The organism is Rhizobium sp. BIGb0125 (genome assembly GCF_024810055.1).
Lineage (GTDB): Bacteria > Pseudomonadota > Alphaproteobacteria > Rhizobiales > Rhizobiaceae > Agrobacterium.
In genome coordinates this window covers 462,147-478,298 of the sequence record NZ_JANUDV010000004.1, presented here as the reverse complement: position 1 = coordinate 478,298, position 16,152 = coordinate 462,147, and the positions used below count along the sequence as shown (strand labels likewise).

Annotated in this window: 14 protein-coding genes; 9 read left to right on the top strand and 5 right to left on the bottom strand. The window is 53.7% G+C overall.

Annotation, left to right across the window (positions count from 1 at the left end):
• Positions 1 to 13 precede the first annotated feature (13 nt).
• Complete coding sequence (gene repA / locus M2418_RS13835) at positions 14 to 1,270, bottom strand: plasmid partitioning protein RepA (RefSeq protein WP_250985011.1); 1,257 nt, start codon at positions 1,268 to 1,270, stop codon at positions 14 to 16.
• Between the two features lie 471 nt (positions 1,271 to 1,741).
• Positions 1,742 to 2,932, bottom strand: coding sequence for an aminotransferase (locus M2418_RS13830; RefSeq protein ID WP_259147207.1), 1,191 nt, complete (start codon positions 2,930 to 2,932; stop codon positions 1,742 to 1,744).
• 299 nt (positions 2,933 to 3,231) lie between these two features.
• Between M2418_RS13830 and M2418_RS13825 the strand changes: the two genes are divergently transcribed.
• The 7 genes from M2418_RS13825 to M2418_RS13795 all read left to right on the top strand — a co-directional run bounded on the left by M2418_RS13825 (position 3,232) and on the right by M2418_RS13795 (position 9,921).
• Positions 3,232 to 4,842 (top strand): ABC transporter substrate-binding protein, encoded by a 1,611-nt coding sequence (locus M2418_RS13825; RefSeq protein ID WP_259147205.1) that lies wholly within the window; start codon positions 3,232 to 3,234, stop codon positions 4,840 to 4,842.
• A gap of 237 nt (positions 4,843 to 5,079) precedes the next feature.
• Positions 5,080 to 6,069: an ABC transporter permease gene (locus tag M2418_RS13820; RefSeq protein ID WP_250985008.1), complete on the top strand. Its 990-nt coding sequence runs from the start codon at positions 5,080 to 5,082 to the stop codon at positions 6,067 to 6,069.
• Complete coding sequence (locus M2418_RS13815; RefSeq protein ID WP_250985007.1) at positions 6,066 to 6,902, top strand: ABC transporter permease; 837 nt, start codon at positions 6,066 to 6,068, stop codon at positions 6,900 to 6,902. The genes M2418_RS13820 and M2418_RS13815 overlap by 4 nt, the downstream gene beginning before the upstream one ends.
• Positions 6,899 to 7,699: an ABC transporter ATP-binding protein gene (locus M2418_RS13810; protein ID WP_259147202.1), complete on the top strand. Its 801-nt coding sequence runs from the start codon at positions 6,899 to 6,901 to the stop codon at positions 7,697 to 7,699. Before M2418_RS13815 ends, M2418_RS13810 begins: the two co-directional genes overlap by 4 nt.
• Positions 7,696 to 8,499 carry an ABC transporter ATP-binding protein gene (locus tag M2418_RS13805; RefSeq protein ID WP_259147201.1) on the top strand — a complete coding sequence of 268 codons (804 nt, stop codon included), beginning with the start codon at positions 7,696 to 7,698 and terminating at the stop codon, positions 8,497 to 8,499. Before M2418_RS13810 ends, M2418_RS13805 begins: the two co-directional genes overlap by 4 nt.
• Entirely contained in the window at positions 8,486 to 9,589 is a 1,104-nt protein-coding gene (locus M2418_RS13800; RefSeq protein ID WP_259147198.1) for an alanine--glyoxylate aminotransferase family protein, read from the top strand. Before M2418_RS13805 ends, M2418_RS13800 begins: the two co-directional genes overlap by 14 nt.
• Positions 9,590 to 9,738: 149 nt before the next feature.
• Positions 9,739 to 9,921: a hypothetical protein gene (locus M2418_RS13795; protein ID WP_259147195.1), complete on the top strand. Its 183-nt coding sequence runs from the start codon at positions 9,739 to 9,741 to the stop codon at positions 9,919 to 9,921.
• A 246-nt stretch (positions 9,922 to 10,167) separates the two neighbouring features.
• Here M2418_RS13795 and M2418_RS25705 read toward each other — a convergent pair whose 3' ends face one another.
• The gene (locus M2418_RS25705; protein ID WP_310503205.1) at positions 10,168 to 10,842 is read right to left on the bottom strand and encodes a hypothetical protein; all 675 of its coding nucleotides are present in this window, start codon (positions 10,840 to 10,842) and stop codon (positions 10,168 to 10,170) included.
• Positions 10,843 to 10,851: 9 nt separating this feature from the next.
• The gene (locus tag M2418_RS25700) at positions 10,852 to 11,628 is read right to left on the bottom strand and encodes a LysR family transcriptional regulator (protein ID WP_310503204.1); all 777 of its coding nucleotides are present in this window, start codon (positions 11,626 to 11,628) and stop codon (positions 10,852 to 10,854) included.
• A 130-nt stretch (positions 11,629 to 11,758) separates the two neighbouring features.
• Here M2418_RS25700 and M2418_RS13785 point away from each other — a divergent pair, with 130 nt between their 5' ends.
• Positions 11,759 to 13,900, top strand: coding sequence for a TonB-dependent receptor domain-containing protein (locus M2418_RS13785; RefSeq protein ID WP_259147192.1), 2,142 nt, complete (start codon positions 11,759 to 11,761; stop codon positions 13,898 to 13,900).
• A gap of 77 nt (positions 13,901 to 13,977) precedes the next feature.
• On the opposite strand, the gene M2418_RS13780 is transcribed toward M2418_RS13785, so the two are convergent.
• Complete coding sequence (locus M2418_RS13780) at positions 13,978 to 14,919, bottom strand: glyoxylate/hydroxypyruvate reductase A (protein ID WP_259147406.1); 942 nt, start codon at positions 14,917 to 14,919, stop codon at positions 13,978 to 13,980.
• Between the two features lie 148 nt (positions 14,920 to 15,067).
• Between M2418_RS13780 and M2418_RS13775 the strand changes: the two genes are divergently transcribed.
• Entirely contained in the window at positions 15,068 to 15,928 is an 861-nt protein-coding gene (locus M2418_RS13775) for a D-amino-acid transaminase (protein ID WP_250985000.1), read from the top strand.
• Positions 15,929 to 16,152 lie beyond the last annotated feature (224 nt).

The following is a 16,152-nucleotide window of genomic DNA, read 5'->3' as shown; positions in this document are numbered from 1 at the left end:
CTTCGTCAGCCTCCTATCGGCCCCATGCGTCGTGAACGAGTTTCTCAATTTCTGCATTGACCGCATTCATCGCTTCCTGCGCGCGATCATAAGTGGTGCGGGTAAAGTTTTCGCGGCCCACTTCATACAGTGTCTGCTTGGTCAGGCCTGCATCGGAAACAGCTGTGGATTTCAGCATCGGCGCGGTCAGAACCCGATCCCCAAACAGCGAACGCATGAAGCCGACAATCTGTGTTTGCGGTCCATCGTTCGGTTCAAAACGGGTAACGAGATAGCGGAGGAAGTCGAAGTTTAACTCCCCGCCAGCCTCACGCACCACGCCCAGCAAATCCGAGGTCATGAACAGAAACTGGTTCATCGATGCCACATCCAGCATCTGCGGATGGACGGTAACGATAACGGATGTGGAGGCGCACAGCGCTGACAGGGTGAGATATCCGAGCTGCGGCGGGCAATCGATGACCACCACGTCGTAATTCAGCTCCACGCTGGCCAGAGCGGCCTGTATACGGGCAAAGAACAGCGGCCCGCTGTCTATGCCGCTGTGGCGGCGTGTCAGCGCCTGTGGCGTCTCGTGCTCGAATTCCTGCAGTTCGATATTTCCAGGGACCAGATCAAGCCCCGGGAAATATGTGCCGCGGATGATCTGCGAGAGTGGTCGGGCCTGATCGTCATAACGAATAGCGCCGTACAGCGTATCATTGCCGGTCAGATCCAGCTCCGGCTGATAACCGAACATCGCCGACAATGATGCCTGCGGATCGAGGTCGATGGCGAGAACCCGGTGACCGGTCAGCGCCAGATATTGCGCCAGATGAACAGCTGAAGTGGTCTTGCCAGAGCCGCCCTTGAAGTTGGTCACCGAGATGACCTGCATGTGTTCGCCGCGCGACAGATCACGCTGCGGCAGATAACTGCGTGCCTTCGCAGTGTTGCCTTTCGCCAAAGCCTGTTCAGCGAGGTGATGGCGCAGTGCATTGATGTCGTTCAACGTATAGAAACGTCGGCCGCCGGTCCCGGTTTCCGGTTGTGGCCCCTCGCCCGCCAGCGACAATTGGCGCAAGTAGCCATCCGAAACACCGATGAGCTTTGCAGCCTCACCTGAGGAAAACTGGCGCAGTGTCTTCTGTGCCATCGGTGGATACAGGCGTTCACGCATCGCCTTCAATTGCTCGGACAGCGCACGCGCGTCCGCCGCAATCGCGGCATCTGCCACGATGCTCGGCGTGCCCTGTGGCTTTTCATCGGTCGCCTGCACTACAGACACCATGGGTTCTATCTCCTGACTGGCGAGTATGAGGACTGTGGGTTCGACAGCGGTGAAATCATTCCTTGAGCGCCAGAAGGAGGACCAGGACAACTATCTCAAGCTGACGAACCATACCGAGATTTACAGAAATCTGGTCCAGTTACGACAAATACTCAAATTTTTGCTAATTTCCGTAACAGGATGACGGATTCAGTGATTCCCGTCAAGCACTCCGCGACCCAAAACATCTGAAATTTGGCACGAAACTCAGCACTGGTTGACAGCTGTCAACCGAATAATATGAAAGAATTTCAGTTATTTAACTTTATCGACGGCCCGCCAACCACCACTTACGTGGTCTAAATGTGGCATAAGGGCACAAACTATCCCATTTCATAAGGACAAAATAACAACCGCAAAATCTGGGATTCTGCGGTTTTGTTGACTGAGTTGACAGCTGTCAACTCGCGGGATGTCTTGGTCTTCAGCAGCTTATGCTAGCGTAAATCCAGAGAGACGGCTCTCCAGCTTGGCAATGGTTTCAACATCGGCATTGGCGAAAGCGAAGCGCAGATAGTCCTCTTGGCCCTCACCAAAATAGACGCCCGGCAAACACACCACCCCTGCCCTTTTCGCCAGCTGCTCCGAGACTGCTGCAGACGAAACGCCACGGAACGGATGGCGGATGAACGCAAAGTAAGCACCAACAGAAACCAGGTCCCAACCACTGATCTTCGGCATGACCTGACGCAGTGCATCGGCCCGTCTTTCAATCTCGAGCCGATTGTCATCGCGCCAATCGGCCAAAGCGGGAATAGCCTTTGCAACGGCGGCCTGCGGTGCACGCGCTGCACAGATCTGCAGATTGTCCATGATCTTGGCGATCTCGGTCACAGCCTGTGGGCCCGCTGTTATCGCGCCAAGTCGATGCCCGGGCACGCAGAAGGACTTCGAGAAGCTGTACAGCATGATGAGATTATCCTGCCATCCCTCGACATTCATCAATGTGTGTGGACGCGGCGTCTGGCCGGGAAGGAAGTCACGGTAGGTCTCGTCGAGGATGAGCCAGACGCCTTTTTCGCGGCAGGCGTGGAAAATCTCCAGCAACAATTCAGGCGGATAAACCGAACCGGTCGGATTGTTTGGCGTCACCAAAGCGAGAGCCTTCACACCGGTTTCCAGCACTCTTTTGACGTCAGCGACATCTGGCAAAAACGCATTATTGGGATCGCAGGATACAAGCACCCGGTTGATGCCGAGCATGGCAAGCGTCGTATCCTGATTGAAATAAAACGGATCCGTGAGTGCTACACTGTCACCAGCCTTGGCCACAGCCATTGCCGCACACATGAAGGCCTGATTGCAGCCCGACGTGATGTGGATATTATAGATGCCAACACTCGCACCATAAAGCTCTGACACGTGCTGCGCATAGACATCCCGCAACTCGGTCTCACCCTCAATCGGACCGTATCCGCAATATTGTTTTGAGGATGCCGCCTCACCCAGCCAACGCAGAATATCGTCATGCGGCGCATAACCCGGTACGGCCTGAGACAGGTCGATCATCGGTCCGCGTGCGCCATCGTAAGCCCGTGCCCAGGCAAAAACGAAGGGAACAGGTGGTGGCGACAACTCAGCGACAAGAGAGTTGAATACAGGTTTGTTATCGGCGGATGGCATGGAATGTCCTTGAGCGTCTTGCAAAATCGTTATCGGGCAGGGGCCGTCTTATCTGGCGACAGACCATGAAATAGGAGCGGAAAGCGTGCAAGTGTTTTCATGCGGTTTGATCGCCTCACAGGGTTCGCAGAATAGCATTTCACCTAAAACCACACATTGCATCTAAATTGCTCTGCATCTCAAAAAAGCTGAAATGCAATTGCTGTCTTATCGTCCCTTTAAGATGGACACTCCTCTCACCGCAGGCATAAGATGCTGCATTGCGGCCCGCGAAGCATCTCATCTATCGGAGTGAAATCATGTCTTTCTCATCCTCACTGTCCCGACGTCTGCTCTTGAAAAGCAGCATTCTGCTGGCCGCTTCGACCACACTTGCGGGCAGGGGCTTTGCGCAGGAAGCAGCCTCCGGACGTCTGATTGTCGCCGCCGACTCCGAACCTAAAAACCTCAATCCTGCGATCGTCGCGTCAAACGGCGTGTTCTTTATTTCCAGCAAGGTCATCGAGCCGCTGGCCGAAGCCTCCTTTGATGGTAAGGATGGGCTTGCACCGCGTCTTGCCGTGGAATGGCAGGGGTCTGAAGATGGCCTGAGCGCCACGTTCAAACTGCGTGAGGGCGTCACTTGGCACGATGGCAAACCCTTCACTTCGGCTGACGTTGCTTTCTCGGCGCTGTCCGTCTGGAAGACATTGCAGAACCTCGGCCGTCTGGTTTTCGCGCATCTCGAAACCGTCGACACACCGGATGCCCATACCGCAATCTTCCGGTTCTCAAAGCCAACACCATTCCAGCTTATCCGTAACGCGCTTCCGGTCGTCACCAGCGTCCTGCCAAAACATGTCTATGAAGGCACCGACATTGCCACCAATCCGGCCAACAACAAGCTGGTTGGTACGGGCCCATTCGTGTTTGCGGAATATAAACCAGGTGAGTATTACCGTCTGACACGCAATGAAAAATACTGGAATGCCGGCCAACCGAAGCTGCAGGAAATCATCTACCGCATTCTGCCAGACAGGGCAGGGGCGGGTGCTGCGCTTGAGGCGGAAGAAATCCACCTTGCGGCCTTCTCGGCGGTTCCGCTGGCAGACTTGTCGCGCATCTCCAAGGTGCCGGGCATAAAGGTGATTGCCGACGGTTACGAAGCGCTCACCTACCAGCTGGTCGTCGAAATCAATCACCGCCGCAAGGAGTTGGCCGACCTTAAGGTGCGCCAAGCGATTGCGCATGCTATCGACAAGAAGTTCGTGGTCGACACCATCTTCCTTGGTTATGCAACGGCCTCGAGCGGCCCTGTACCCAAGAATGCGCCTGAGTTCTACACGGACGACGTGGAGACCTATGATTTCGATGTTGCTAAGGCCAACGCCCTTCTTGATGAGGCTGGTTACAAGCGCGGGGAGGGCGGTAATCGCTTCTCGCTGAAGCTACTGCCGGCACCTTATTTTAATGAAACCAAACAGTTTGGTGCCTATCTGCGGCAGGCTTTGGCGGAAGTCGGCATTGATGCCGAGCTGGTCAACAATGATTCCGCCGCACATCAGAAGGCAGTCTACACCGATCATGCATTTGATCTGGCGATTGCTCCACCTGTGTTCCGTGGAGACCCGGCCATCTCCACCACCATTCTCGTCAAATCAGGCACACCGGCTGGTGTCGGCTTCTCCAATCAGGGTGGCTATGAAAACAAGGATCTGGATGCGCTGATCGACAAGGCTGCCGAGGCGGTCAATACAGAGACCCGTACGGAACTCTACAAGGAGTTCCAAAAAAAGGTCACCGAGGATCTGCCTCTCATCAATGTTGCTGAGTGGGGCTTCATCACCGTTGCCCGCGATACCGTGCAGAACGTGGCAAGCAACCCACGCTGGGCGGTTTCGAACTGGGCAGATACGGAACTGGTTTCCTGACACCTGACAGGGTTTGGCAGGGTGACAACTCTCCCAAACCCTAACTTCAACAACAGTCGGCCTCCATAAAAATCTGCTGCACTTTGCAGTATCGACGTTTTCGAGTTCAGCAATTATCGCCGTGGCTTTACCACCGGCCGAAGTTCGGGATGACAAATTTTCACAACAGGCTGGTCAATGCTTCCGAATACTGATTGGCTGCGCTCGCAAGAATATCGATAGTCGGGGATATCAGCTATGCGCCGGTCCATGACATTAGTGAAACGAAGAGCCGTCAGCGCCATTCCGGTCCTGCTGATCGTTTTGCTGTTTACTTTTGTTTTGCTTGAAAACGCCTCGGGAGACGCCGTTGATGCCTATCTAACCTCGATTGGTGGCGGCGATGCGAACCTTGTGCAGACACTGCGGGCGCAATACGGCCTGGACCAATCCATGCTTGCCCGTCTTTGGCTCTACGTTGGCTCCATAGCGCGTTTAGACCTTGGCTGGTCTCTGTCCTTCGATCGCCCCGTGCTTGCGCTCATACTCGAACGGCTGCCGAATACGCTACTACTCATGGGAAGCGCCACAGCCATTTCTTTCGCATTGGGCTCAGCGCTTGGCATTGTTGCCGGGGCGAAACCGGGAAGTGTGCGTGATCGGTTCCTGTCGGTCTCTTCACTGGCACTTTACGCCATGCCGGGTTTCTGGCTCGGCCTGGTGCTTGCCATTATATTCGCGGTTCAGCTTCGCTGGTTTCCGACATCCGGTATTGAAACCATCGCGTCGGGCAAACAGGGATGGGCGAGGGCACTGGACATCGCCAGACATCTCGTCTTGCCGGTTACCAGTCTCGGTCTGATCTATCTGGCACTTTTCCTGCGTGTCATGCGCACCTCCATGGCCGGCATCTGGAAACTCGACTTCGTACTGTTTGCCCGCTCGAAGGGACTTTCACGCAGCAGGATCGTTCTACGCCATGTCGCACGCAATGCCCTGTTACCACTCGTCACGGTGCTTGGTTTGCAGTCAGCGGCGATGCTGGGGGGCAGCGTAGTGATTGAAAGCGTATTTGCCATACCGGGGTTTGGACGTCTAGCGCAGGAAGCTGTGTCGGGACGAGATACGCCATTGTTGATGGGCATCATTCTTGTCAGCGCCGTGTTCGTGATTGTCGTCAACCTGCTTGTCGACATCCTCTATGCCACGCTTGATCCGCGCGTCGGGGCAGGGACCACCGGCACATGAAACAGCTCAGTTTTCTCATGGCTTCCGCATCGGGACTGGCCGGCGTGATCATCCTGCTCGCACTGAGCGCGATTGCGCTGGCTGCGCCCTATCTTTTTCCTGCCGATCCTCTGTCGATTGCCGGTGCGCCACTCATTCCGCCGTTCACTGACATGAGCTTTCCGCTCGGAACCGACAGGCTGGGCCGCGATGTTCTGGCCGGGCTGGTACATGGCACACGTGCGTCACTCGCCGTCGGACTGGCCGCAGCTATCGCCGCAATAACCCTCGGTACGATCATTGGCACCCTTGCCGGTTTCGCCAGTGGCCTGATTGATGAGGCACTGATGCGTGTCACTGACGCCTTTCAAATCGTGCCCAGCTTTCTCATGGCACTTGCCTTCGTCAGTACCATCGGTACCTCCATGCCAATTGTGGTCATCGCAATTGCACTCGGCGCATGGGCTGATCCCGCCCGTTTGACGCGCGCACAGGTGTTGTCCATTCGTGAAAGCGATTACGTCGCCTCTGCCCGCACGATCGGCATGCACCCGCTTGAAATCGCCTTCAGGCAGATATTGCCCAATGCCCTGCCACCGGTTCTGGCACTGGCTGCCATCATCGTCGCAGCAGCCGTGCTGACAGAAGCCGCTTTGTCGTTTCTGGGACTGGGAGACCCGAACATCGTCACCTGGGGATCGATGATTGCCGAGGGACGTAATGTGCTTCGCTCAGCACCATCGCTCTCCATCATACCGGGCCTTGGTTTGCTGACACTGGTGCTGGGTGTTTATCTTCTGGGCGAAGGTATCAATCAGGCTTTGTCGAAAAGCGACAGGGGAGGGGACCAATGACGCTTCCACTGTGCCATATCCAAAATCTCGGCATAACCTACCCCAAACAACGAACTCCGGCATTGACAGATATTAACCTTGAGATCTATGCAAGAGAGAGACTGGCAATCATCGGTGAAAGCGGTTCTGGCAAAACGACACTGGCCAGATCTCTCGCGGGACTTTTACCGCAGGGCGCTAAATCGAGCGGCTCAATTGATTGGGCCCTGCATGGAAAGCGCATAAAAGCCCGCCCACAAGCCGGTCGTGAACTGGCATATGTTTTTCAAGATCCTGGAAGTAGCCTCAATCCTGTGCTGAAAATAGGCGAGCAAGTCGCCGAAACTGCACATCAGCATCTCGATATCTCCTATCGACAGGCGTTGAGACAGGCTGTGGACCTGCTGGAACGGGTTCAATTGCCGGAACCTCAGCGCTTGGTGAATGCCTATCCACATCAGCTCTCAGGTGGCCAGAAACAACGTGTAGCAATTGCAGCAGCCATTGCGGCACAGCCATCCATATTGATAGCCGACGAGGCCACAAGTGCGCTTGATAGCGTCACTCAGGCGGCAATTGCCCGACTGCTCGATGGTCTGGTGCAAGAGGAAGGCATGACGCTGATCTTCATCACTCACGACATCGCTTTGGCCAGCAGTCTGGCGGACCGCATTGCTGTTTTGCAATCCGGACGGCTTGTAGAGCAGGGCAGGGCGAGTGAGGTCATAAACTCTCCCGAAGATCCCTACACGCGCGAACTGATTTCCGCGCATATTGATCTTTCCACGCCACCGCTGGTGCTGGAGCCCCAACAATGACCGAACCACTGCTGCAGGTAACAGGACTGTCAAAAACCTATGACGGCGGACCACGCCAGGTGACGGCACTGTCCAATATCACCTTCAGCGTCGAAAAAGGCGAAACGTTGGGTCTTGCCGGCGCTTCAGGTTGCGGAAAATCGACACTAGCCCGTATCTTAATGCGGCTTGTTCCACCGGATAGCGGGTCTATTCGTTTTCAAGGACAGGACTGGCTGGCTCTGCCGCAGGCAGCGCTTCGAAAACAGCGCAAGCACATGCAGATGGTGTTTCAGGACACTGTAGGGGCCTTCAATCCACACGCAACGGTCACAAGTGCGATTGGCGATCCGTTGCGCATCCACAATATTGTGCCAGCCACGGGACGTGAGCGTGAAATTCACCGATTGCTGGAACGTGTGGGTCTACCAGCCAGTTACGCCGTACGCCCGATCATGGCTCTATCAGGTGGGCAACGCCAACGTGTTGCGATCGCCCGGGCCCTGTCACTACGCCCCGATTTACTGGTGATGGATGAAGCCGTCTCTGCGCTTGATGTCTCCGTTCGCAGCAGAATTTTGAAACTTCTTGTTGAAATTCAGCGTGATACCGGCATTGCCTGCATCTTTGTATCACACGATCTTGCCGTTATTCGGGCTGTCTGCCATCGCATTGCGGTGATGGAAAAAGGGCATATCGTTGAAAGCGGTGTTACCGGCAAAGTCATTGCCGCACCGCAATCTGCCGCCGCCAAACAACTGACTGAGGCCGTTCCGCGGCTTAATATATTGCATGAGGACATCCGCAATGCCGAACCGTGACTGGACTTTCCTGCTCGACACACCCCCTTTCCCGGCCAATGCCTATGCGCCATTGGCGGACCAGTTGGCAGCGATACTTGGCACTCGAAACGATGTTCTCCTAATTCAGGCAGAAGCGGTGCTGGCACTTGAAGCCGTTGCGACCAGTCTGGCACGACCAGACCTCACCGCACTCAACATCGTCACCAGCCCCTATGGCAGCTGGTTCGGCGGCTGGCTGTCGCGCGGCGGCGTGCAAGTGACCAACTTGCAGGCTGCCCCAGCCAAACCGATCACAATCGAAGCTGTCGAAGCCGCCCTTGATGCAGAACCTGACATCCAAATCCTTGCAGTGGTGCACGCGGAATCGGCCAGTGGCATTCTCAATCCATTGGAGGAGATCGTTGCCCTTGCAAAAAAACGCGGCATTGTCACCGTGGTGGATGCCGTTGCTTCCGTCGGCGGCCACGCATTGGAGGTCGACAGGCTGGGCATAGACATCGCCGTCATTGGCCCGCAAAAATCTTTGGCAGGTCCAGCCGGACTATCTGCGATCTCGATTAGCAAAGCGGCATGGGCATTTCTTGATCATGATAATCCCCCACGCGAGTCCATGTTGTCGCTGATTGACCAGAAAAAACAATGGCTTGAGATAGGGAGAGGTGCACTCCCTGGCACACCGGCGCCACTGGAATTCTATGCCTTGAGAGCAGCTTTGCAGCGTGTGGAGCAAGAGGGAATTGCCCACATTGTGACGCGTCATAAGCGCGCGGCAAGCGCCACCCGCAGTGCATTGCAAGCCCTGGGCGCCACGCTATGGGTGGAAAAAGACCAGGCATCCGCGCTTGTGACAACCGTCATATTACCAGAAAAAATCGCGTTGAATGACTTCGCAGCTCGATCACGGGGTGCAGGATCTGATCTCACATCGGGTGTAGGTCCTGGCGCGGAACGACTTCTCCGCTTCAACCACACAGGACGTCGCGCCGCTCGAGACGCAGTCACCGCCAATATCGATGCCTATATCTCCCTAATCAAACATTTTGATGTCGCACATGACGCGATCTCTGCCCACTCAGCTCTGGCAAAAACCTACGAAGACCCAAATTAAGCCCGCATTTTCTCTCGCGTTCCATCAGTAAACATTCTTGCTATAGTCTACAGAAAAAATAGAAAATTGATTGCCTGACCAATCTTGACGAAAAAGTGGCAACAAAGCACACTTAACGGGACGTAAACGATTAGACAGGAGATACGTAAATGGTAGCAGGTATGAACATGCTTTCCTTTGACCTCTTCGGTCTCGGCCGCAAAATGCCCGAGAACAAGTCAGAAACGGGCAGTGAAAAAACTGCGGCACGCACTTCGCGCGACGAGGCATCTCGTAAGGATGTGGAGCAGGAACACGAACTGTTTTTCTGGTCCCTCTATCCGGTAATTTGACATCCGAACGATATTTGTTGTGGCATTTTTTGAGATAAAAAGTGCCACAACATAAGGCAAGACCGTGATCGAAGAAACGGGATTTATCCTTTTAGATCATGGCCTTAACGGCACCTTCAATATCTCGCCAATCTTTCAATCCATATTTCCACAATACATTTCAGACGCTGGGTTTTAACGCGGCCACTTTATAGCTGTTGCATCATATTGGGGATTTTGAAGGTGCTGTCATACTCATGACCATGGTTACGCAGCCGCCACCAGACGGTCCTTCCATAGTCTCAACGCACGTTGATAGTATTCCAGAAAACTATCCGCCGATGCACATTCAATCGTCATCAGCGCCATGGCGGCCGTCGCGCAAATCACCATTTCCATGCGTTCATCACGCGCCGCACCTGTCCAAACCGCAAACCAGTATTCCCGCATCGTCATCAACGTGTCCGGTTCTGCACCTGGCTGCTTCATGCCCGGAATAGAAAAATCATAGGATGCACCATCCAGCAAACGATAGATTGTCGTCGTTCTGAACGGGCCAAATTCCGGAATATCCCTGATATTGCCGATGATGGACAGTTGCTGCACACCCAGCAACATCGCAATATCGCGGTGTAGATCCCGTCGCGCGGATCCCGACGCACCCATGATGCTGGCCTTCGTACCCAAGGGATTGATCAACTGCAGAATCGTATTGAGCGGCGAGCGCATTTCCATCAACGGATACAGACCGATAAGCCGGGTAATTTGTGCATCGAGGGTTTCCATTGGAATAAAGACGCTCGCAGCCGTCTTCAGCGCATTTTTTGCATCTTTGATCGATGCGCAAACGGGAATGCCCGACATCTTCGCAGCGATAACAAATTTTGCTTCGTCCTGACCACCGCCGGCAGAACCGTGCATTGCCACGCGGTAACCAGCCATATTAACCAGTCAAACGGCGTGCATGAACCAGGGAGAGGTGCGTAACTTCGGTGATAAATATACCGGCCAATCAAGATCAGCCGTCGTGGTTCCGACATCCGATGCCTTGAGATGAGCACGAAGTGCCGTGACAAAACCTGCAAATTCCGATGTCGTTGCACCGCGGAACTGCATTGTCGCCAACAAAGCACCAATCTGGATCGGATCTGCCTCGCCGTCGAGAATGATGGATAAGGCGTCTTGCGCTTCTTCCTGATTGAGCGAGCGGCTGCGGCCTACGCCTGCGCCGGACAGTGCGATATATTTCGCAAGTCGCTGCATCGGCGGTGCGTTGTCCCCTATCCGGGATAATTTATCGGCGATGTGCTCTGGTGATGGCTGTCCATCCAGAAGCATCGAGGGCCGAACCGCAAGCGGTGGTGCATCCAACAGGGCAGGGCCACTCCAACCGGTTTCGCCGGGCCTGGAGGAGGAGACGGTCTCCTTTTGCGGCGCTAACAACCGATCCGTTTCTGCCGCAAGTGCCCGAACACGAACCCGCAAGGAATCTGCAAGTGGCGTCGGCACCAACCCTCGCGCCGTTCGATGGAATAGTGGATCGCCATAAATTTCCCGCAATTGACCGAGCATTCTGCTCATTGCAGGTGGCTGTATACCCATGCTTGCCGCAGCGCGGCTGACGCTCCCCTCTCGCAAAAGAGTGTCCAGCACGATCAAAAGACGCAACTGTCCTAATCGATCTTGTGGTTGATCAACGCCCCCGCGTCGCTTTTTTTCCCCTGTCACGACATCTCCGTTCTGCCCCGTAACTTCCACATATTCAAATTTGGAATCATTCGAAAACAACACGGTTGCTCTTACCAGAGCCGTTAATTATGTGGATACCATTACTCAAGTTAATTGTCTGGAGTGTCACATGAAGTTGATCGCTGACCGTCGAGGGGACGGGCAGGGGACGATGTTGCGCGCAAAAAAACGCCAGCATCCAAGCGAAAACCTGAAAGCCGGAAAGCCGGAAAGCCGGAAAGCCGGAAAGCACCGAATTGCCTTGGCGTGCCTCGCGAGTACAGCCATTTTCATTGCTCAAAACGCTTACGCGCAACAGTCAGCTGACACAGCCACAGATGAAGAAGCACTTATGCTTCAACAGATTGTCGTGACAGCCTCGTCGGTCGCAACCGATTTGCGCAACGCACCGGCCAGTGTATCGGTTATCAACTCTGATACATTTGAACGAAGAGCCGTCACTGATATTTCCGAGGCAATCCGCACTCAGCCGGGCGTTAATGTCGGATTTGGCAGTAATGGCACACGCGGTGTCAGTATACGTGGCCTCGGCTCCAGCTACACACTCATCCTCATAGACGGCAAGCGCGTAAACTCCGGCCTGACGACAATGCGCAAATATAACGGCGATCTTGATTGGGTTCCAATCGATGCAATCGAACGTATCGAAGTCGTGCGCGGCCCGATGTCGACACTTTATGGCTCCGATGCATTGGGCGGTGTCGTCAATATCATCACCAAGAAAAACAGTGATCGCTGGCGTGGATCGGTGACCGCAGAAACGCTGTTGCCCAGCAATGCCCTGACCGGCTCCAAACAGAAACTCAGCGGTTACGTCAGTGGTCCGATCATCCCTGATGTTCTGTCCTTCAGCGCATTTGGCAATGTCAGTAAACAAAAAGAAGCTGATGAAAGCTTGGGCGGCGGTGTGGAGACACCACGCGGCACACGTGATTTCGACCTGACAGGTCGTTTGACATGGACGCCATCAGCCGATCAAGTTATTGATCTCGAAGCGGGTTTTGGGCGTGAGCGTTACATCCCGTATCTTGAACCGGGCGAGGCCGACACACCGACAACAATTGAGCGCACCTCAGTTTCGCTTCGCCATGTCGGCGAGTGGGACTTTGGCACCTCGACAGTCACCGGCTTTATGGAAAATGCCGAAAACAAACACACCATCACCGATCGTTTGGGCGAGGTTCTCGGCAACAGCATCACCGTTCGCAGCTACACGCTGGACGGTAAATTGGCCATGCCGCTGGATTATTTCTGGACGGATGGCCTGACTATTGGCAGCGAATTCCGTTACGAAGAACTGGACGATCCGGAAAATCTTGGCAAGGCCAATACAGTAACCGGAACAAGTGGCTCTCCACAAACCGACAATTGGACAGCTGCGCTGTTTGCCGAAAACAAGCTCGACATCATCGAAACTGTCCATCTGACAACGGGTCTGCGTTATGACTACCACGACATGTTTGGCAGTCATCTTTCTCCACGCGCTTACATCACCTGGGATGTCACTCCGGATTTGACCTTCAAAACCGGTTGGGCTCAGGCTTTCAAAGCGCCTGATCTTCGCCAGCTCAATCCGAATTGGGTGCAAACATCCCGCGGTCGCGGCTGCGGTGCTGTCGGCGGCCCTTGCGAAATGGTCGGTAATCCAGACCTCAAACCGGAAACCAGCAACAGTTTCGAAGGTGGTCTTTTCTACGAAAACTCCGCCGGATTGCAGGCAGGCCTGAATTATTTCTTCAATGAAATTGAAGACAAAATTACCTCTGCCCGCGTAGCTTCCCTAATCACTGCCGGCGGCACGAAATACGTTCAACAGATCAATGTTGACCGTGCCAGATCACAGGGGTTGGAAGGTAACTTCTCCATTCCATTACACGACACTTTGACCTGGACAAACTCGTTTACCTGGCTGTTTGAATCGAAGAATCTCGAAACTAACCTGCCATTGTCTGCGGATCCGGAAATGTCCGTCCATACGGAACTGGTTTGGCAGGCCCGTGAGAATTTGAGCTTCACACTCTCAGGTGACTATTACGGAAAACAGGTCGATTATGTCACAACACCTGAAACGCTCATCGCTCAGAACGTCGAGCCTTACGCTGTTGCCAATATTTCGACCAGATACAGCTTCAATGAGAATGTCGACTTCAAAGCCGGCATCAATAACATCTTCGATACGCAGCCAAAGAGCGAATCCAATTTTGTGGAAAATGGCCGTACATTCTTCCTTGGCGTAACCACGAAATTCTAAGAGTACAGGTGCGCTTCATCGCATCACGCTTCAAGATAACCCGGCCTCATCAAAGCCGGGTTATTTTTGTCGAAAATCTAGTATCCCCGTTGAATATCGACAGTCGGTGGCAAGGTGCCATTTTGCCGCCAGTTACGAATATTTCCAGCAACGATACGCGCGGAACTTTCACGACTGGTCGGTCCGGAAATGTGCGGTAGTACTGTCACTTTTTCATGATCCCAAAACGCCGAATTATCGGGTAGCGGCTCTACTTCGAAGACATCGAGTACAGCGTGTGAAAGCTGACCACTGTCCAAAGCGTCCAAGAGGTCATCAGTCACGATAATCGGTCCGCGTGCGAAGTTGATAAGGCTGGCGCCCTTTTTCATAATTCCAAACCGAGATGCATTGAGCAATCCACGGGTCTGCTCGGTGAGTGGCACGAGGCAGACAACAATATCGCTACGCTGCAACATGGTGTTCAACCCCTCATCACCGGCAACTGTTTCAATTCCGGCTAGCGATTTCATCGAGCGGCTCCAGCCAATCACGTTGAAACCTGCATCTTTCAGTTTTCGGGCAGAAGCTGCACCCAACTCGCCAAGGCCGATCAGACCAACGGCCATTTCGCTCGGTTGCCGATACTCCAGTTCCTTCCAGACACGATGCTGTTGCTGCTTCCGATAAGCGGGCATATCCCGTTGGAGGTAATAACTCCAGGCAAGAACAGCCTCAGACATAACCCGCGAAAGTTCTGGATCAGTCAGTCGAACCAAAGGTGGAGCCTTTGGACCCAACTCCGCAACCAAACGTTCAACGCCGGCCCAAAGACTATGAACCCACTTCAGGTTTGGCAGTGCTGCGATATGTTCGGGGTCGGGATTGGCGACAACAGCAATTTCTGCGCGCTGCTTTTCATCATCCGACATTGCCGAAAAAGAGATGATTGTCTCTTGAGGTAAAGCCGCACTCAAGGCACTGATCCAGACGGCTTCGGAGGCGGCATCACTCCGCGAGACAAATGCAATAGGCGGCAGTTGGGACATCTATCAAAAACACCTTTTTTGGAAATGAGTGTAACTGGGCAAACCGTATTCAACCGGCATTCGAAAGGAAAGCAATTCCCCATTAATTACACATGTTGTAGGACGGGTGAGCTTCAAAATTCATTAAAGGAAAAGCGAAATGAGCAGGACCGTTTATGTCAACGGTGAATGGGTCGCGGAAGAAAACGCCAAGGTCTCTGTCTTCGATCGCGGTTATCTTTTCGCCGATGCGATATATGAAGTAACCGCAGTCGCTAACGGCAGGCTGATCGACTTCACTGGCCATGCGGCACGTCTCGCCCGTTCACTCGAAGCGCTCGGTATCAAACCGCCGGTGACCAATGATGTTCTCAAGTCGCTCCATTTCGAAATCATTCGCCGAAATGAACTTACGAACGGTTTGATCTATCTGCAAATCTCGCGTGGTGCTGAAGATCGCGACTTTCTCTATAGTGCCAGTCTCGAGCCAACAATTGTGATGTTTACCCAGGCCCGCAATGTCTTGGCAAATCCACGATGGGAAACCGGAATTTCGGTCGCCACGGTCCCTGAAGGCCGTTGGTCCAATCGCCAGATCAAGACCGTACAATTGTTGTATTCGTCGATGGCGAAGATGGAAGTCCAACGCAAGGGCGCAGATGATGCTCTCTTTGTCGAGGATGGTTTCATCACCGAGGGCACATCCAACAATTTTCATATCGTGACCAGCGATGGCACACTTATCACCCGCGCATTATCAAATGCTCTGCTCCATGGAATTACCCGCGGATCAATTCTTGATATCGCAGATAAGGCCGGTATTCCGACGGAACAGCGGTCTTTTACACCTGATGAAGCAAAATCAGCCGCGGAAGCATTTATCACTTCGGCCGGGGTTTTCGTTATGCCCGTCATCGCTATCGACGGACAAAATATCGGCGACGGAAAGCCTGGTCCTATAAGCCAAAAATTGCGTGCACTTTATATTCAGCATAGCCTCGATACCAGCGAAGGCCCCTGATTCAGGCAAACAGAAACACCTAAAACCCTGTCAACTGACAGGGTTTTATTTTGCCCTAATGGGCGGCTTTACATTAGCCGTCACTGTCGTCCCATATCGCCAATAGATTGGCGTGTCCTTTTCCCCCTTTCCACCGACAATTAAAAACGTCACATCCACTTCAGTGGCTCATTGCCTTTTTTGTACAGTTGAGTTGATCGATGGTTGATAATCACTTCCGCTGC